At 43.9% G+C, this 19,801-nt stretch carries 18 protein-coding genes; all 18 read left to right on the top strand.

Annotated elements, in window-relative coordinates:
* The first annotated feature begins 36 nt into the window (after positions 1-36).
* Positions 37-465, top strand: coding sequence for a hypothetical protein (locus I592_RS00420; protein ID WP_044925945.1), 429 nt, complete (start codon positions 37-39; stop codon positions 463-465).
* Positions 466-649: 184 nt separating this feature from the next.
* Entirely contained in the window at positions 650-2,110 is a 1,461-nt protein-coding gene (locus I592_RS00425; protein WP_010782206.1) for an aldehyde dehydrogenase family protein, read from the top strand.
* A 373-nt stretch (positions 2,111-2,483) separates the two neighbouring features.
* Entirely contained in the window at positions 2,484-4,559 is a 2,076-nt protein-coding gene (locus I592_RS00430; RefSeq protein ID WP_010782205.1) for a BglG family transcription antiterminator, read from the top strand.
* The gene (locus I592_RS00435) at positions 4,559-5,032 is read left to right on the top strand and encodes a PTS sugar transporter subunit IIA (RefSeq protein ID WP_010782204.1); all 474 of its coding nucleotides are present in this window, start codon (positions 4,559-4,561) and stop codon (positions 5,030-5,032) included. Before I592_RS00430 ends, I592_RS00435 begins: the two co-directional genes overlap by 1 nt.
* A gap of 261 nt (positions 5,033-5,293) precedes the next feature.
* Positions 5,294-5,584, top strand: coding sequence for a PTS sugar transporter subunit IIB (locus I592_RS00440; protein ID WP_010782203.1), 291 nt, complete (start codon positions 5,294-5,296; stop codon positions 5,582-5,584).
* A gap of 185 nt (positions 5,585-5,769) precedes the next feature.
* Positions 5,770-7,038, top strand: coding sequence for a PTS galactitol transporter subunit IIC (locus I592_RS00445; RefSeq protein ID WP_010782202.1), 1,269 nt, complete (start codon positions 5,770-5,772; stop codon positions 7,036-7,038).
* A gap of 13 nt (positions 7,039-7,051) precedes the next feature.
* A complete protein-coding gene (locus I592_RS00450; protein ID WP_010782201.1) occupies positions 7,052-8,110 on the top strand; it encodes a zinc-binding dehydrogenase in 1,059 nt (352 codons plus the stop codon).
* A gap of 148 nt (positions 8,111-8,258) precedes the next feature.
* A complete protein-coding gene (locus tag I592_RS00455; protein ID WP_010782200.1) occupies positions 8,259-10,349 on the top strand; it encodes a BglG family transcription antiterminator in 2,091 nt (696 codons plus the stop codon).
* Between the two features lie 226 nt (positions 10,350-10,575).
* Complete coding sequence (locus I592_RS00460) at positions 10,576-11,034, top strand: PTS sugar transporter subunit IIA (RefSeq protein ID WP_010782199.1); 459 nt, start codon at positions 10,576-10,578, stop codon at positions 11,032-11,034.
* Between the two features lie 21 nt (positions 11,035-11,055).
* Positions 11,056-11,358, top strand: coding sequence for a PTS sugar transporter subunit IIB (locus I592_RS00465; RefSeq protein ID WP_010782198.1), 303 nt, complete (start codon positions 11,056-11,058; stop codon positions 11,356-11,358).
* A gap of 292 nt (positions 11,359-11,650) precedes the next feature.
* Positions 11,651-13,072, top strand: a complete 1,422-nt coding sequence (locus I592_RS00470; RefSeq protein WP_010782197.1) for a PTS galactitol transporter subunit IIC — start codon at positions 11,651-11,653, stop codon at positions 13,070-13,072.
* A gap of 19 nt (positions 13,073-13,091) precedes the next feature.
* Entirely contained in the window at positions 13,092-14,153 is a 1,062-nt protein-coding gene (locus I592_RS00475) for a galactitol-1-phosphate 5-dehydrogenase (protein ID WP_010782196.1), read from the top strand.
* A 15-nt stretch (positions 14,154-14,168) separates the two neighbouring features.
* Complete coding sequence (locus I592_RS00480) at positions 14,169-14,864, top strand: L-ribulose-5-phosphate 4-epimerase (RefSeq protein WP_010782195.1); 696 nt, start codon at positions 14,169-14,171, stop codon at positions 14,862-14,864.
* Between the two features lie 25 nt (positions 14,865-14,889).
* Positions 14,890-15,072: a hypothetical protein gene (locus tag I592_RS00485; protein WP_010782194.1), complete on the top strand. Its 183-nt coding sequence runs from the start codon at positions 14,890-14,892 to the stop codon at positions 15,070-15,072.
* Positions 15,073-15,098: 26 nt separating this feature from the next.
* Positions 15,099-15,944 carry a rhamnulose-1-phosphate aldolase gene (rhaD, locus tag I592_RS00490; protein ID WP_010782193.1) on the top strand — a complete coding sequence of 282 codons (846 nt, stop codon included), beginning with the start codon at positions 15,099-15,101 and terminating at the stop codon, positions 15,942-15,944.
* A complete protein-coding gene (locus tag I592_RS00495) occupies positions 15,937-16,965 on the top strand; it encodes an NAD(P)-dependent oxidoreductase (protein ID WP_010782192.1) in 1,029 nt (342 codons plus the stop codon). Before rhaD ends, I592_RS00495 begins: the two co-directional genes overlap by 8 nt.
* Positions 16,966-17,102: 137 nt before the next feature.
* Complete coding sequence (locus I592_RS00500) at positions 17,103-17,903, top strand: SDR family oxidoreductase (protein WP_010782191.1); 801 nt, start codon at positions 17,103-17,105, stop codon at positions 17,901-17,903.
* A 19-nt stretch (positions 17,904-17,922) separates the two neighbouring features.
* The gene (locus I592_RS00505) at positions 17,923-19,764 is read left to right on the top strand and encodes a BglG family transcription antiterminator (protein ID WP_010782190.1); all 1,842 of its coding nucleotides are present in this window, start codon (positions 17,923-17,925) and stop codon (positions 19,762-19,764) included.
* The last annotated feature ends 37 nt before the right edge of the window (positions 19,765-19,801 follow it).

Genomic DNA, 19,801 nt, shown 5'->3' on the forward strand with positions numbered 1-19,801 from the left:
GCTACGTGTGTTTTAAAACAGGCAGGATGTGGTTCGTTGAAAAGAGGTAAGGGCACATTGAGTAAAAGACGACTGTTTCTTTTATTACTACTGATCGGTGTCGGATGTTTCGTAAAAAGCAAGAGTGTTTCTCAGAGCCTTCAAAGTGGCGGCGAGGGGACATACTTGCTTTCTTTGCCGTGCAAAATCGAGACGCTTCATAAGGATCGGCTCTTGGTCACTTCTTTAGAAGAGATAGACGGCGTGGTCTCCGAACATTCAGAGATCACCGTCTACTTTACGGAACAGTCAAAACCTGAGGGGCTACAGGTAAATGAACGTATAGACCTCCGCTTTCTTCGCCTAGAGAAGAAGGGCAGGAAGAATTATATCCAATTGATCTCCCCAAATACGATTGAAAAAGAAGGGACCGACTTATTGGCGCAGGAACGTTCATCGAGTAGAGATCCTTGGAAGACTGAGTAGGAAGGTTGGGATTTTTTCTTCATTGATGCGAAACTTTTCGAGCGGTTGACTCGGTGATAGATGAATACTCAGTGACTTCAATGAAGGGCAGATCGATTCGGTCTGTCTTTTTAGCTGAGCCGGATTTTTGCTTTTTAATGAAACCGTATTCTATGATGGAAGGATAATAGGAGAGGTGGAGACTATGGAAAAACAATTCGACAAACAATTTATTGGCGGAAAATGGAAACAAGGTAAAGATTCAACGCATGTAAATGAGGATAAGAATCCTTATACGCAAGAAACGATCCTGAAGATCCAAGGTGCGAATACAGAGGATGTCGATGAGGCCTATCAAGCCGCTCAACAGGCACAGAAGGAATGGATGAAGCAAACACCGCAGGAACGCAGTGCGATCATCGAAAAGGCAGCCGCATTAATGGAAGAAAAGCAGGCGGAGATCGTCGAGTGGCTGATCAAAGAAGGCGGTGCGACACAAATCAAAGCCGGTCTGGAAGCCAGTCTCGCAAAAGGGATCACAGAAGAAGCGGCCAGCTTTCCGATGCGTCTAGAGGGCAAGCTTTTGCCTACGAATACCCCCGGGGAAGAAAGCTTCGTGACCCATCGCCCAGTTGGGGTGATCGGGATCATCAGTCCATGGAATTTTCCGTTCCATTTGACGATGCGTTCTTTGGCGCCGGCGCTTGCAGCGGGAAATGGCGTCGTGATCAAACCCGCGAGTGATAGTCCAGTGACCGGCGGACTTTTGCCAGCGGCCATCTTTGAAGCGGCCGGTGTTCCTGAAGGCTTAGTCAATGTGACTGTCGGAAGCGGCAGCGAGATCGGCGATTACTTTGTCGGACACCCGATCCCAAGCTTCATTTCCTTTACAGGCTCTACGGCTGTCGGAAAAAACATTGCCAGTCATGCCATGAGTGGGGAGAAGATCAAGCAAGTTGCTTTAGAACTTGGTGGAAATTCCCCATTTATCGTCTTAGAGGACGCGGACATCGAAGAAGCGGCACAAGCACTTGTTGTCAGCAAATTTATGCACTCAGGACAGATCTGTATGGCTGCCAATCGTGCCATTGTTGTTGAAGCTGTCTTTGATGAATTTGTTGCTAAGGTCGTCGAACGCGTGAAGGGATTGGCTGTAGGTGATCCTGCGAAAGAGGGAACGGTCATTGGTCCGATCATCAATCAAAAGCAGACAGATCAGATCCAAGAAATCATTCAACGAGCAAAAGACGCAGACGCGACGTTCTTAGTAGAAGGAGCAGTCCATGGTCAAGTGGTGGACCCAGTGGTATTGGTCTCAGATGATCCATCATTAGATATTTTCCATGAAGAGATTTTTGGCCCGGTTCTTCCGATCTTAAAGGTGAAGGATACGGAAGCTGCGATCCAGGCAGCCAATGATACTGAATACGGGCTGTCGAGTGCGCTGTTTACGAAGGACCTAGACAAAGGACGGGCGTTGGCGAACGAGATCGAGTCCGGTATGTGCCATATCAATGGCCTGACCGTGGACGATCAGCCGAACGCACCGTTTGGCGGCGAGAAGAATTCTGGGATCGGCCGCTTTAACGGCGAGTGGGTGCTAGAAGAATTTACTCGGACACAATGGGTAACGACCAAATCTGGAAAAGGGCAATACCCATTCTAAAAAAGGAACGTCAAAAACTAGCAGTGAGACGTGCGCTTTGCGCGCAGATCACTGCTAGTTTTTTGTATTTAAGGGAGAAAGCAGAAAAAAACCGCCAAGTCTAACTTACATAAAGAACAGACAAATAATGAGACTCTTGCTAAAATAGGGAAAGAACAAGAGCACCAAGTTGCAGAATATGCAGCAAAAAACAGGAACGCAACGATTCGTTAGAGCTATCAATTCGGAGTTTCTGGTTTTTGTGCATTTTTTTTTGTGAAAAAAATTTTTTGTAAGTACCAAGTTGCATAAAAAACACTGAACTATTTGGGAACAAAGATGATGGAAATGTAAGCGTTTTTCAATTAAATTGAAGATGTAAAGAGGGATGACGATGAATTTAGAAGAACGAACCAATCAAATTTTTGTTGAGTTAGTCAACAACCCGCAGATCACTAGTAAAGCATTATGTGAAAAATTTGATTTGACGCGAGGGCAATTGAATTACGCGTTAAAGAAAATCAATGATTCTTTAGTAGATGAAAAGCTGAGTGAGATCAAACGAACAAAGAACGGTCACTTTCTGATCACAAATGATATTCTTTCAACCTATAAAGGAGGCGATGAGCAGCTGGGAGAACCCGCAGAGAGTTACGTGTTTTCCAGCAAAGAACGAGCATCTATTATTGAATTGATGTTATTGAGTAAGGAAGATTACTTATCACTGAATCATTTTATTGATGAATTGAAGGTCAGCCGCAACACCGTTTTGCGGGATCTGAAGGAAGTGGATCAGGAGCTTCAGAAGAATGAATTGGCTCTGAAGTATACACGGCAGAAAGGCTACTTTATCCAAGGCGATGAATGGAACAAGCGAAACATCCTTTCAAACCTGTTGAATAACTTGGCGGTGATGTACAACGGTGTCAACTTTATCATCCAGTTCGCGAATATCGACCCCCAGCAAATCGACATTTTTCGGAAACGGGTAGAACTAGTAGAGGAAGAACTGGAAGTCCAATTTACAGATGAGCGGTTAAAAACATTGCCGCTATTGATCATTTTAATGATTCGACGGGCGCAGAAGGGCAAATTGATTTCCTACAGCTTCAAGGTGAACTACCGGGAGCTGGCAGACACGAAAGAGTATCTAGCCGCTGACCGGGTCATCTGGGATGTCGATGGTCTAAGTGAGAACGAGCGGGTATATGTCACGATGCTGCTGCTGACCACGAATCTTTCCCGCGGCGACATTCTGTCGGTGAAAGAGATCAACAAGATGAAGGATGCGCTGGAAAAAGTCATCGCGAATTTTGAACGGATCGCTAGTGTCAGCTTGGAAGAGAAGGAAAAGCTATTGGAACGACTCCTCGTCCACATGCGGCCAGCGTATTATCGAATCAAGTACCATTTGAACCTACAGACGCGTTTTTATCAGGAAAACAAGGATGCCAATCTTTTCTCGCTGTTCTATCTAGTCAAAGAAGCTAGCGGTCCTTTGGAAACATACTTTGGACAACCGGTCCCAGACGCAGAATTGTTTTTCATTTCGTTATTTATTGGCAGTCACATCGTGGAAAGCTCGGAGATCGTCCATCCGGAAAATCGAAAGCGTGCGATCATCGTTTGTCCGAATGGCATCTCTATCGCCGTGCTGCTGGAGAACACGTTGAAAAATTTATTGCCAGAAATTGATTTCGTCACATCCATGTCGGCGCGGGAATTTTACCGCACAGAGTATGATGTGGACTTCATTTTCTCAGCCGTTCCATTAAAAACAGAAAAGAAAGTATTTGTCGTAAACAACTTCTTGTCTGACCAGGAAAAGCGGCAATTAAGAGAGCGGGTCTTGCGGTCCACCGCGATCATCCAAACGGAGATCGTCACACCAGAAAAAATATTGACGGTCGTCAAAAAGCACGCGAATGTAACAGACGAAGCGAGCCTTTATGAAGAATTGCTCAGTCTGTTTGCGCCAAAAGAATCCAAGATTTTAGAAAAGAAACGGCCGCATCTGATCGACCTGTTAAAGGGAGAAACGATCCAGATTTTTGAAGAAGCAATTAGCTGGTCTGAAGTTTTGGAGACCTTGGCACGGCCGCTGGAACAGCAGCAGGTCATTACGAAGGCATACGTCAAGGCGCTGAAAAAAGAAATGCCGATCTTGCCAGCTTATACGGTGCTGCGTCATAAGATCGCGTTGCCGCATACGGTCACAGAAGCAGGAGCGATCGGTGTAGGAATCAGCTTAGGATTAGTAAAAAAAGGCGTTTTAACAGAAGATGGTCGGAAAATCCATACAGTGATCTTACTGGGTTCCAATGATAAAGAAGAACATTTGGATTTGATTTTTGAAATGATGAGTTTGGCAGGTGCAGAGGAATTAGCACAGTTAGAAAAAGCAACCACGAAGGAAGAGATTCGGGAGGCGTTGATTCGTTTCAACGATGAGTATTGGAGGGCAAATTAATGGCAGAAACGACACTAAGTTCCTATGTAAAAGAACCTTTGGTTTTCGCACAAGAAAATTTTTCGTCCCAAGCAGAATTATTTGATCAGGTGGCGCAAAAAGCGTTAGATCTTGGCTGGGTACGGGAGGACTTCTTAGAGCGAATCAAAAAGAGAGAAGAGACGTTCCCGACAGGTATCCAATTGATGAATTTCGGAGCGGCGATCCCTCACACAGACGCCGAGTGTGTCTTGGAAGAATTCGTAGCAGTGATCACGCTGCAAGACCCCGTAGTTTTTTACAGCATGGAGGACAACAACTTTCAGATCAAAGCGCAAGTCGTCTTTGTTCTAGGACTCAATCAACCCCATGCACAGCTGGAAATGCTGCAATCACTGATGGGACTCTTACAAAACGAAACCGTCTTATCAGAACTATTGTTAGCAACCTCAGAAGAGGAATTGATCCAAACAATCAAGAAGAATCATTTATAAGAATGTCGTCAGACAGAAAATGAGTTTTTAAATGGTATACGGCTTGAAAATAGGACTCATTTTTCTCAAGAAAAATGAATTCAATAGGATGAAAAAGGATGCCAGTTCCACTTTTCCCAGAACGAATAGTGAAAAAACAATGCAACAAAAGAGTCCGCGATAAGAATAAAGAAAGATAGTGGAATGGTATACGGCTTGAAAATAGAACTCATTTTTCTCAAGAAAAATGAATTCAATAGGATGAAAAAGGAGAAATCAATCATGAAAAAAATTCGCGTATTAGTCGCTTGCGGTGCAGGAATCGCAACATCAACGGTAGTTATGAAAAAAGTAGAGGATTTATTCGCTAGAAATAATATGCCTGTAGAGATCATGCAAATCAAAATCTCTGAAGCGGCATCAAAACAGGACGAAGCGGATATGCTGATCTCAACGACGATGCTTCCAACGGAATACAAGATTCCAGCGATCAAAGCAATGGCCTTTTTGACAGGTATCGGAGCAGATAAGGTAGAAAATCAAATCATTGAAGCCGCACAAAATATTCAATAAGCAGCTACTTGGCGAGTTCCACTAGGGTAGTCGCGCTAGTGGATTCGTCTACATGAGACAGACCGACGATCTAGGTTTAAGTTTTCATTGAAAAAGTAACGGGATGATAGATGTGATGAGGATCAGGCGTGTTTTTTCGGTGAAAAAATTAAATACATTTAAAACGAATTAGGAGGAATAAGTGAATGGATGGCTTAATGGATGTGGTACAGAGTATTTTAGGTGCTGGCCCGAGTGTCATGCTCCCTATCATCATTTTCATTGTCGGAATTATTTTTAGAGTTCCAGTGAAGAAAGCAATTATTTCAGGAATTACAGTTGGTATCGGGATGATCGGGATCAACTTGGTCATCACAGTATTGACAACAAACGTTGGTCCAGCAGCACAAGCGATGGTAGAGCGGTTCGGTTTGAACTTGACGATCATCGACGCAGGCTGGCCAGCAGTCTCAGCCGGGACATGGGCGCAACCAATCGCGGCTGTGATGATTCCAGTAATTTTGATCGTAAATTTAATTATGCTGGCATTAAATCGGACCAAGACACTGAATATTGACATCTGGAACTACTGGCATGTTAGTTCTGTGGCAGCAACTGGTTATATTGTAACAAAAAGTTTTTTCTTTGGCATCCTGTGTGGGATTTTGTTTACGATTATTATCCAAATCATCGCAGACAAAACAGCACCAAAAGTTCAAGAATATTATGGCTTAGAAGGGATCAGTATCACTACTGGTTCCGCTCAAGGGTACGCGATCTTAGCGTTGCCAGTTGGTTGGCTCGTGGATAAGATCCCAGGAATCAATAAATTAGATGTAAAACCGGAAACGATCCAAAAACGTTTTGGTATTTTTGGGGAACCAATGATCATGGGGATCATCATCGGGATGTTCCTTGGGTTGTTAGGGGGCTATGACTTCATCGGCATTCTGCAAATCGGAATGAACATGGGTGGTGTGATGTTCTTAATGCCGCGAATGGTAAAAATCTTGATGGAAGGGTTGATCCCGATTCAAGAAGGCGCGCAAAAATTATTGCAAAGCCGTTATGGCGATCGCGAGATCTATCTAGGGATGGATGCGGCGTTAGCGACAGGTTCACCTGCAGCCCTATCGACCGGTCTTTTGATGGTACCGATCACTTTGTTCTTAGCGGTTATTTTACCAGGAAACCGCGTGTTGCCATTTGGGGATTTAGCAACGATCCCATTTTTCGCAGCACTGGTTGTTCCAAGTCGTAAGGGGAACATTTTACACTCTGTGATTTCATTGACGGTAGTCATGGCCGCAGCGTTATTGATGGCGACAAACTTTGCCCCAGTCATTACGGAAATGGCTCAAGGGATCGTGAAATTCCCAGAAGGCGCGGCAGAAATCACCAACTTGGATACAGGTGGGAACTTCCTGAAATGGATCTTCTTAAAACTTTCCGAATTTGTTGCACAAGTAATGTAGGAGGCAGATAGAAATGACGAAAATGATGAAGGGTGTCTCAAAACAAGCACCCGGTTATGACCAAATGGCATTTATTGACTTGCCAGTACCTGAAGCCACAGCGGACAAGGTACTCATTAAAGTCGCGTACACAGGGATCTGCGGGTCGGATATCCATACATTTAAAGGGGAATACAAAAATCCCACCACGCCCGTTGTATTAGGGCATGAATTTTCTGGAGAAGTTGTTGCAGTCGGCGAGCAGGTGACCAAGGTCAAAGTGGGCGATCGTGTCACTAGCGAAACGACGTTTTATGTCTGCAACGAATGCGACTATTGTAAAGAAAAACAATACAATCTTTGTCCTCACCGCAAAGGCATCGGTACCCAGCAAAACGGCTCGATGGCGAATTATGTTTTAGCTCGGGAAGAAAGCATCCATGTTTTACCGGATCATTTGAGCTACGAAGGTGCGGCGATGAGTGAACCGTTGGCGTGCTGTGTACATGCGATGTACCAAAAGAGCCAGCTAGAATTGAAGGACACGATCATTATTATGGGGCCTGGACCCATCGGCCTGTTCCTATTGCAAATCGCCAAAGAGATTGGCGCATTCGTCATCATGACGGGGATCACCAAAGATGCCCACCGCTTAGAATTGGCGAAAAAATTGGGCGCGGATGTGATCGTGGATACGATGAAAGAAGACCTGGCTACTATCGTCATGGACCTAACGGATGGCTATGGTGTCGACAAAGTTTATGACGCTTCTGGAGCGGTGCCGGCAGTCAATGCCAGCTTGCCGTTGATTCGCAAGCAAGGACAATTCATCCAAGTGGGCTTGTTCGCCAATAAAATGGTGGAGCTGGACACCGAATCGATCATTCAGCGAGAGATCGAATACATCGGCAGCCGTTCGCAAAATCCGTACGATTGGCCGATCGCGATTCATCTGCTTGCCAAAGGCGCCATCAACATCGACGAGATGATCACGAAGAAATTCCCACTGACCGAATGGCGCGAAGCCTTTGACAAGGTCATGGAGGGCAACGAGATCAAAGTGATGATCGAGTCCAATCCGGGAGAATTTTAATACGCATTATCAAGCTGCATCACGTGAGTGGGTGCAGCTTTTTTTTGCTTCAGATATCGTTATTTTAAAAGCGAGACAAAAAGAAACCGTTTACTATTTTTTCTGTTCAGGCTAGACTAGAGGATACATTGATGGAGGAGGAAAATAGATGGATCTTGATAATCGAAGCGTTCAAATTCTGCAATCAGTCGCCTCTAGAGTGAACATTTCTTCAAAGGAAATCATGGAGAAATACGATCTTACCCGCAACCAATTAGATTATGCCTTAAAAAAAATAAATGACTATTTGCAGGAAAATAACTATCGTAAAATCATTCGCTCTCGGAATGGGAGTTTTGTGATTGACACGAAAGTGATCGATGCTTTCTCTGGAATTATGAACAGCGAAAGCCAATTACAGGCAGATGAACACAGCTTCTTGGATGAACATCACCGGATGCTGGTTATTTTATTGTTGATTTTTTCTGCCGATTACCTTTCTTTGTATCACTTCTCAGAAAGTCTGGAGGTAAGTAAAAACACGATCGTTTCAGATATCAAGAAGCTTAAGAAGCAGTTGAAACGACACCATGTGTTCATTGATTATTCCAGAAAAGGCGGGTATTACTTTCGAGGGGATGAAGAGGCTATCCGTGGGCTGATCCTTGTTGTGACGGATCAGGTGATGGAATCTATCTACAACCGTCTTATTTTTGATACCTATTTGCATATCCAAGCAGCGGAGATCAACGAAAAGAGAAAAATGTTGCGTTTCGTTGAAGAAGAACTGCAAGTTCAATACACAGACAATCGAATCCAAACAGCGCCTTATTTCTTAGTTTTATTAGAACGGCGCGTTGAAAATCAGCACATTATCGAGCAGCGTTTTGGGTTGTTGGCTAAAGAGATCATGGATACCAATGAGTATGCGGCCATCGTCAAGGTATTGACAGTACAAGGTTCGCTTCCGAAATCGTATACGGAGCATCTTTACTTATGTTTGTATATTCTTTCTTTAAAAATCACGGACCTCAGCAGTATTTTTTCTCTTAACAAAGACGACTTGCGGACACACATCGAGCAGTTCATTGATCGGCTTGAAAAAAATACGATCATTCAGCTAAATGACAAGGCGCAACTGATTGAGAACCTAGCGTTGCATTTGACACCGGCATATTACCGCATTCGCTACGGGCTCACGTCGGATTACACCCTTACAGACATTGTTAAAAATCAGTTGGACCCTTTGTTTTTTATCGTAAAGTCCTCGATCGCCCCTTTAGAAGATTTTTTTGAAGAGCGGATACCCAATGAGGAAATCTATCTGATCACGATGTTCATTGGTGCTTATATGCAAAAAGAAAAGCCCATCAACCTAGAGCATACGATCGTCAAAGCCGCGGTCGTATGTCCCAACGGCATTATCAGCTCAAAGCTATTAGAGCGGACACTGGATAACTGGTTCCCTATGATCCACTTTGTCAGTTCCTTTTCAATCCGTGAATTTTATGAAAAAGAAGCCCACCTCGATGTCCAATTGATTTTTTCGACGAACCCATTGGCAACGGCACTGCCAGTGATCGTTGTAGGCAATGATCTATCAGCAATGAATAAGACATTGATCGTCAACGAGGTCATTCGATTGATCTATAAAATCGATAGTTACAAGCTGCAGCCCGATCACATTTTATCGATCGTCAAAAAACATATCGCGATGAATCAAGAAACGGAAGGGAAAATTCGCAAAGAATTGATGATCTCGTACAATTCGATTTTTCAAATTCAAGATCAGGACATTTTGACTAACGAAGCAAAGCTGAATTTAAGCGATTTGATTACGGAAGAGAGCATTATCTTTTTACCGAACACGTGTCATTGGCCGACGATTTTACAGAAGGCAACGCAAAATTTGATTGATCGCGGGATCGTTGAGCCCCGTTACTTAACGCATCTTGAAGAACAGTTTCCAGAAGTCACACCGAACATCGTGTTGGGAAATCAAATAGTGATTCCTCATACGGTTCCTGAAAACGGCGCTCGAGAATTGGGAATGTGTTTGGCGAAGGTATCTCAGGGATTTACTAGCCAAGGGCAGGTGTACCGTTACGTAGTCGTTATTTCTGCAATTGATAAGAAGATGCATATCCAGCCTATGATGCAATTACTGAAAATTGCCAGTGATCCTAAGGTAATCCAACGTTTAGACCAGGCGACAGACAAACAAGCTCTCCTAGCAATCATTCGAGAATATAAAAAATGAGCGTCACTTTCCCACTCGTCTATGAGCGGGATTTTTTGTGCACTTAGGATATAGAAGGACAATCAAGGAAGAACAAAGGCTTGTGAAATCAATGTTTTCAGCAAGTCATACAAATATTCAGGAACAGGTTCAGTAAAAAATGAGTTCAAAAGAAATTTTAAAGAAAGCGTTTCCGTGGTATCTTTTCTTTAAGCAAGAAGCAAAAAAACAGAGTAGGAGGGATCGAGTGATCAAACGAGAGTTGCTTTTTAGCAAAATGAAGCCGCAGGATTATGAAGAGATGATTGCATTTTTGGGAAAAAAAATGGAGGAGCAGGGGTATGTCAAACCCAGCTACACCTCAGCCGTCTTGGAAAGGGAAAAAGGATTTCCAACAGGGCTGCAAATGGGGGATTATGGCATTGCGATTCCACATACGGACCGCGAGCATGTGTATCAGTCAGCGTTAGCGATCGCGACTTTGGCCTCACCGATCGAAGTCCGTTCAATGATCAATCCAGAAGACAAGGTCCAAGTATCATTGGTGATCTTGATGGCGGTAGAAGACCCAGATGGTCAAGTTAAGATGTTGAGTAAATTGATGGGGCTCTTTCAAGACGTCGAGACATTGAAGCGGTTAGAGCAAGCATCATCTGTCGAAGAAATGTATACTATCGTTTCAAAAATGGCGTTAGAAAACGTCTAAAAAAACTAAGGAGGAACAACAATGAAAAGATACAATGTATTATCTGTTTGCGGATCAGGAACAGTGACATCGTCAATGGTGGCAGAAAAATTAAGAGAAACACTAGAAGAAAAGGGCTATATCGTCGATACGACAGAAGCGAATCCGAACGAGGCGCTGTCTTTAGCAAAAACAGGAAAGTTTGATTTTATTACGTATACTAGCCCTTTGCCGGATGGCGACTATGGAATTCCAGTAGTCAATGCGATCGGCTTTTTAACAGGCTTCGGCGAAGAAGAATTTTTAGAAGAAGTAGACGGTGTGTTACTAACATTAGACAAATAATCAGTCGAAAAGGTTATTTTGGTTTCTTGCGAACAAAAAGCAATGGATAAAATAAAAACATAAATATGAAAAAGGATGCCAGTTTGCCAGTTTTACTTCTTGCTTTAGCAAGTTAGTAAAATGGTATGCGCAATGACAATCAAAGTCATTTTTCCGTGATTTTGAAAAAATGAGTTCCTAAATAGGAATTAGCCTTGTCAAAATGTGCTAGCGGAATGGTATACGGCTTGAAAATCAAAATTATTTTTCAGTATGAAAAATAAAAACATAAATATGAAAAAGGAGTAATGAGATGTTAGATACGTTAAAGAGCGTTTTTGATACGTTTGGATCGGCTGTTTTTGTTCCTGTGATGATTTTTGCGGTTGCCAAAGTATTGAAGGTAAAGACTCAAAAAGCATTTTTATCTGGATTGTATGCAGGTGTAGGATTGATGGGTTTTACATTGATTTTGAACTCATACACCCCCATTATCTCTAAAGTCGTTCAACAGATGGTGGATCAAACGGGAATCAATCTTCCTGCTTTCGACGTGGGTTGGCAAGCAACGGCACTAGTGGCCTACTCGACAGAAGCGGGCATGATCTATCTAGTGATCGCATTAGTTTTGCAGACGGTGCTGTTCCTAGTCAAATGGACCAACGTCTTCCAGCCTTCAGATCTGTGGAACAATTATTCTTATATGGTTTGGGGTTCGATGGTCTATCTAGCAACAAAAAATATGATCTTAGCAGTTGTTTTAATGTGCTTGCTGAATATGTACAGCTTATTGTTATCAGAAATGTTGGCTAGAAGATGGTCCAGCTATTATCATTATCCGAATTGTACGATCATCGCGATGCACAACATTGAGCCGGGGATCTTCGCGCTGTTGATGGACCCGATTTGGAATATGATTGGTCTGCACAAAGTTCGTTTGAATCCTCAAGGACTACAAAAGAAATTAGGATTTTTAGGTGAACCAATCTCATTGGGATTGTTCTTGGGACTGTTTTTAGGAATCTTGGGAAATATCAGTAATTTGGCAGAATTGTCTGCATGGGGTCAAATCACAGAAGTCGCGATCGCAACGAGTGCGGTAATGGCGATCTTCCCGAAAGTAGCAGGTATTTTCTCTCAAGCGTTCAACCCGATCTCGCAAGCGGCTAGTAAAAATGTTCGCGGCAATAACGAAGGACGCGAATGGTACCTTGGCGTCAATGATGCAACAGGGTATGGGGAGCCTGCGACATTGATCTCTGGAATCCTGTTGATCCCGATCATGGTCTTTATCGCAATGATCCTGCCAGGTAACCAAACCTTACCAGTCGTTGACTTGTTGGCGATTCCGTATATGGTGCAGGCATTGGTATGTTTATCTAACGGAAATATTGCCAAAACACTGATCAATGGTGTGATTTGGTTCAGCTTAGGCTTATACATGTGTTCTTACACAGCACCGATGTTTACAGAAATTGCGCAGACCGTTGGCGTTACGTTGCCAGCAGGGGCCTTGATGGTTACAAGCTTCAATATTTTGGGAAAACCGATTTTTGGCCTGATTTTCTTAGCCTTTTTAAGTCAGAATCCATTGTTGATTGGCTTGACGATCGTCGCTTATTTTGTCGTTTACTTCTTGTTCCGCAAAAACAAAGAAGCCTTTTACGGGTATGTTGAACGGGCTGCGGCGAAAAATAACGGTGAGGTTCCAGAGGCCAAAACAAAGGTCGCTTAATAGAAAAGGGTGAGAGAGTATGACAGAAAAGATGAAAGCCAGCGTTTTAGTAAAGCCTGGTGTGTTGGAAGTGCAAGAGGTAGAGGTGCCAGAAATCGGTGAGGAAGAAGTGTTAGTCAAAGTCGCTTACGCGGGAATCTGCGGCTCAGATGTACCCCGCGCAAACTTAGAAGATGGTGCAAGAATGTACCCGCTCATTTTAGGACATGAATTCAGCGGCACGGTAGATCGGGTAGGATCACGCGTCACTAAAGTTCACGTCGGAGACAAGATCGCTGTTGCACCACTGATCCCAGATCCTAATTCTGAATATACAAAAGAAGGATACTATGGTCTCAGTGATAATTATAACATAATCGGTACTGGCAGTAATGGTGCCTTTGCAGAATACGTGAAAGTCCCGGAAGCCCATTGTGTCATCATGCCGGAGGAGTTGGACCTGTTGTCCGCAGCAGGGGTAGAGCCGGCGACGATCAGTTGGCACGCGATGCAGCGCGCAAATATGAAGGTCGGGGATACCGTTGCGGTTCTTGGCTGCGGCCCGATCGGACAATTTGCGATTCAAATCGCGAAAATATTTGGCGCGAAAAAGGTGATCGCTGTTGATATTTTTGATGAAAAATTGGCTTTGGCAAAACAGCTGGGGGCAGATGTGATCATCAATAGCAAAGAGCAAGATTTGGAAGAAGCAATCAAAGCAGAAACAGGGTTAGGTGTGCACGTAGTGATCGAGACGGCCGGCAGTAAATTTACGCAAAAGCAGGCATTGTTGATTACCCGCAAGCATGGAACCGTCGTATTAGTGGGAATCTCCCATCAAGATTTGCCGTTATCCGAACAGGAAGCCGAGCGGATCATGCGCGCGGAATTGACGATCACTGGTTCGTGGAATTCTTATACAGCGCCTTATCCAGGGCGTGCATGGGAAGCGACATTAGAAGAAATGTCGAAACATCGGATCAAATTCAAAGAGATGGTCAGTCATGAGATCACGATGGCGGATTTGCCGCAGGTATTGCCTAAAATGTTTAAACGTGAGCTTGCTTATAACAAAATCGTTGTTGCAGTCAATCCAGAGTAAAAGGGGACCGAATCCATGTTAGAACAATTAAAAGAAGAAGTGTTTCAAGCCAATCTAGCTTTACCGAAGCATGGCTTAATTAAATATACTTGGGGCAATGTCAGCGCTTATGATCCCGAGACAAAGTATTTTGTGATCAAACCTAGCGGAGTCAGTTATGAAGGAATGAAGGCTTCAGATATGGTCGTGGTCGATCTTGATAATAATGTGATCGAAGGAGAATTGAATCCCTCTTCTGACACGCCGACTCACGCAGTTTTATATAAAGAGTTCCCAGAAATTGGAGGGATCGTACACACGCACTCGACTTGGGCGGCGGCTTGGGCGCAATCTGGTCTGGATGTACCCGCAATGGGAACGACCCATGCGGATACCTTTTATGGCTCTGTCCCCTGCGCGCGGTTTTTAAGTCAATATGAAATCGATGAAGGCTATGAGCATGAAACGGGCTGTGTCATTATCGAGACCTTCAAACAGCGTGAGATCAAGCCGCTAGAAGTTCCAGGAGTCTTGCTTCACGGGCATGGGCCATTTACTTGGGGCAAGGACGCCTATAGTGCCGTGATGAACGCGGTGGTATTGGAAGAAGTCTGCAAAATGAACCTGTTGACGCGTCAATTAAATTCGTTTGCGGAGGAACTGCCGCAACGTGTATTAGACAAACATTATTTGCGTAAGCATGGTGCGAATGCGTATTATGGGCAAAAATAAATAGTGAATGGAAAGGAGGATTTCAATGATTAGCGAGTTGCTTGTATTGATCGGATTGGCCTTTTTTATCAAACTCTTTTTTGATGGTGCTAAAAAACTGGTTATTGGCACGAATGGAGATGTTGTTAAGAGCAAAACATATTGGATTCATGGTGGGTTAGGATTGGCTTTTCTGATCGTCGCCCGGCTAATTACGATCCTCCTTTAATCATTTAAATAACGGAGGATGAGAAAATGAAACTTCATGAGATCAGCCAAGCGCCCTTTATCCGCGAAATGTGCGAAGCCACTAGCCAGTTATGGGTTTACGGATGGGCAGAGCGGAACGGCGGGAATATCAGCTACCGATTGCCACAGGAGGAAGTTCGCTATTATCTCAATACTGACCAAATTAAAAAAACAGTAGCGTTAGATTTTACTGTCAAAAGTTTGGCCGGAGAGTTGTTTCTCGTTTCAGGATCAGGCAAGTATTTTAAAAATATCTATAAGAATCCTGCCGATAGTTTAGCGATCATTCGCATAAATGCGAAAGGGGATAAGTATGAGCTGCTGTGGGGATTGGAGGGTGGTGATTTGCCAACAAGTGAATTGGCATCGCATCTCCAATGCCACGCCGTTCGCCTCGCGCAAGATCCTGCGCATCGGGTGATCTTGCATACCCATGCCACAGCGATATCGGCGATGACCTTCATTCATGATTTGGATGAACTGAAATTTACGAAAACGTTATGGCAGATGATCACCGAATGTTTAGTCGTCTTTCCAGATGGTGTCTCCGTGGTACCATGGATGGTGGCGGGAACCCGCCAATTAGGCACCGCTTCAGCAGAAAAAATGCAGCACGCTAGAATCGTCGTTTGGCCGCATCATGGGATCATGGGTGCAGGACAAACGATGGACGATGCGTTTGGCTTGGTCGAAACGGCAGAAAAGGCCGCAAAGATCTATTTAGAAATCTCCTCGACCAGACAAGAAATCAAACAACGTATCTCAGACCAACAGCTTTTAGACTTGGCTAAAAAGTTTCACGTGAAACCGAAAGCAGGGGTATTGTTGGAAGAAGGCGAACAAAATGACTAATATCGTTGTGATCGGAGACCCTTTTGTCTCCGCAGATTCATTAGCCGAAGCAGCGAAAGGCTTGTCGCTTCCCCAACCCATAACTATCCAGACGTTTGAGTGGCAGGCAGGAAAATCTCGTTCCGCATTTCGCGAGGTGATCAAACAGTTGGAACAGGAAGGGCCGAATGGTTTTGAATGGTCTCCAGAGGTACTGGCAGCGGTATCGGAGGCAGACTGCTTGTTGGTACATTTGGCACCTGTTTCACAGAAATTACTGGCCCATACGACAAAGTTAACGATGATCGGCACGTGTCGGGGCGGATTGGAGCACATTGATTTAGAGGCCGTAAAGGAAGTAGAGGGACTTTCAGTAATCAATGTGATCCGTAATGCCGAGCCTGTGGCTGATTTCACGATTGGCTTGATGTACGCAACGGTAAGAAACATTGCTGCTTCTGCGATTCAGGTTAAGAAGGGCGAATGGCCGCAAAATTTTTCCAACGATGCGTATAAAACCTCTTTTTCGAATTTAAAAGTCGGATTGGTCGGCTTAGGGCATATCGGGAAAATCGTTGCGAAGCGTTTAGTTGCTTTAGGGATGGATGTCAGTGTTTATGATGCACTGCTGGATCAAGCTGCATTGGACAAGGAAGGCTTTTGTATCAAATGGAAGCCTTTAGAGGAAATATTCAGTGAATCAGATGTGGTATCGCTGCATTTGAGGGTCGTACCAGAAACGCAGAATTTAATTGATCAATCGTTGCTAAAACTGATGAAACCAAGTGCCTATCTGATCAATACGGCTCGACCAGATATTATCAATCGATCGGACTTGATCGCGTGTTTGGCAACGAAACAAATTGCTGGGGCAGGTCTTGATGTTTTATGGGAAGAGCCGGCGGCAGCGGATGATCCGCTGCTGAGATTAGACAATGTCCTCGTCACCTCCCACATTGCAGGGGATACGATCGACGCCATCGAACGGTCGCCGCAGCTATTACAAACAGAAATCAATCGTGTATTGAAAAAGCGTGAGTAGAATGTCTACTCATGCTTTTTTTGTTCACTTTTCACAAATTAGTACACCTTTTTTTCAGACGAATAAAAAAAGAGCGTATTAATCATTTGCAGAAAGCGCTTTATACTTGGCGTGTAATTAAGAGGAGGGAACACAGAATGTCAGATTGGTTAGACGTTGCAGGAAAAAAAGTGATCGTTACAGGCGGTTCTTCAGGAATTGGTGCCAGTATTATTGATGAATTGCTGGGTCAGGGGGTCGTTGTTGCGAATTTTGATCTTCAGCCTGGGAAAGTCGCGCATGAGAATCTTCATTACTTCCAGACAGATATTTCAGATCGAAAACAAGTAGAAGAAAATGTCGCGAAAGTCGAGGAGGCGCTCGGTCAAATTGATGGATTGGTGAACAACGCCGGAATCAATGTTCCTCGCTTGTTAGTGGATGAGGAAGATCCTCATGGCCCGTTTGAGCTGTCAGATGCCGTGTTTGACAAAATGTTGGTGATCAACCAAAAAGGGTTGTTTCTAATGACACAAGCAGTCGCACGAACAATGGTGAAAAATCAAGCAGGGGTGATCATCAACATGTCCTCAGAATGCGGTCTTGAAGGGTCAGAAGGACAAAGCCCCTACGCAGCTACGAAGGCCGCGGTAAACAGCTTCACACGTTCGTGGTCAAAAGAGCTAGGCAAACAGGGTATCAGAGTAGTAGGGATCGCCCCTGGAATCATGGAAGAAACAGGGTTAAGAACAGAAGCCTATGAAACGGCGTTGGCCTACACGCGTGGAATCACGGTGGAGGATCTTCGTAAAAATTACGACAAAACAACGACGATCCCCTTGGGAAGAAGTGGAAAGCTCAGTGAAGTCGCGGATCTAGTATGCTATTATTTATCTGACCGGTCTAGCTATATTACAGGTGTTACAACCAATGTTGCCGGAGGGAAAACACGAGGATAAAAGAAGGTGGGGGGATGAGATGGCATTGATCAATCGCTGGTATCAATTATTGCAGCAGTTTATGACTCATGATCGTTTGAGTTTGAATGAATTGCAAAAAATAACGGATACGAGCCCGCAAACCACCAAAAAGGCTATTCAATTGTTGAATGATCAGATGGAACATATTGCCATGATCGAAGAAATCGACCATATTTATTCATTGAAAATCATGGATTCTAAACAGTTCTCAGAAATCATGAATGGCAGTTTAAAACAACAAACGGATTTTAATTCGAGTACGAAGCGTATCGCGGTATTGATTGATTGCTTTATGCAGCAGGAAGGCTATGTGGTCATTGATGATTTGTCAGAAATGCTGGGTGTCAGTCGATCAACGGTCAATAAGGATCTGCGGAATTTGAAAGCCATTCTTTTAAATTATCAAATTTCTTTAATTGGTACACCTAACAAAGGATTGCGGATATCTGGTGCAGAAGCACAGTTGCGTTTACTCTATTTGCAGCATGCCTATGATTATTTGGAGCAGCCGGCGTTAAGTGACGAGCTGTTGCAGCGTATCGATGAAATCGCGTTAGATAAGAAGCTGGATTTTCGGACGTTGGGTCTGCTGCAAAAAACGATCGTTCTGACGATTCAGCGGATCAAAAAGGGGCATCCGTTGATTCAGGCAGTTCCGTATTACGTCAATTATTTTTCGGAAGATGATTTGCTGGATGAATTGTTTGTCAGTTTGGCGACCGATTACAGTCTGACGATCAGTCAATTTGATTTTGACTTTCTCTGTTTCCCGTTGAATATTTTCAATAATAATCTGGTGTCCGAAAGCAAGGCAGACAATCCAGAAGTCAAGGTCTTGTTTCAATACATGATGAACCAAATCAATGCGGCAGTCATTATTCATTTGGATCAAGAGCAATTATTCAACAACATCCGTGCCCATTTTATGTTTTTGATCAACCGTCTTATTTTTCAAATCGAGACCTATGATATTTTTCGGGAAGAATTCAAGCAGAAGCACGCCTTTTCACATGAGCTGGCGGAATTAGGGATTTCGGCATTGACGACGTTTTTGCAAAAGCCAACGCAACAGTCGGAGCTTTCCTACTTGGCGATCTATTTTGAATTGGCGTTAAAATCAGACGCGCAACCGAAAATGAAGGAAATCGCCGTTGTCTGCAATACCGGGAAGGGAACAGCGTTGATGATCAAGCGACAGTTAGAAACTGTTTTAGGGCCCAACATCCGAATCGCCCATTATTCCGAAGAAGAATATGAGACAAAGGATTTGGATCGTTATTTCGCTGTATTTACGACGATTCCCTTGAAGCACACGAAAGCAACGACAGCGGTGATCAAGCTGACAGATTTATTCAATGAAAACTGGCTTTTGAGTGAATGGAAACGGATCGTTGCCTCAAAGGCCGCCGCGTTTGAACACATCCAGTTTTCATTTGAAGACTTAGACAGCAGAAAATCGTATGAAGAGAACCTCGTTGATTTGTTAGAAAAGCTCGTTGCCAACGGACAGATCGAGGATGCTTTCAAGGACTACATTTTGACAAAGGCGCAGGAAGAATCGGCGGTGATCGATAACGGCATTGCCTTTCCCCATGGGATCAATCGTCAAAGCGAGGAAATTCTAGTGACGATCGGCAGCTATCCGGCAGGAAAATCCGTTGAAGAGATCGAGCTTGTTTTTCTAGTCGCAATTCCAGAGAATCTGACGTTGGCAATGGAAGATGAACTGTTAAGCTTTTACGATACGATTTTTGTGATTTCTTCTAATGAAGAATTGCGGGAGCAGGTCAAAGGAATCACCAGCAAAGAGGAATACCGCCAATTATTGGTAAATGGATAGTCGCGTACAAGGAATGGCTCAGAAGGGAGCGGACAAG

The organism is Enterococcus gilvus ATCC BAA-350 (assembly GCF_000407545.1).
Classification (GTDB): domain Bacteria; phylum Bacillota; class Bacilli; order Lactobacillales; family Enterococcaceae; genus Enterococcus_A; species Enterococcus_A gilvus.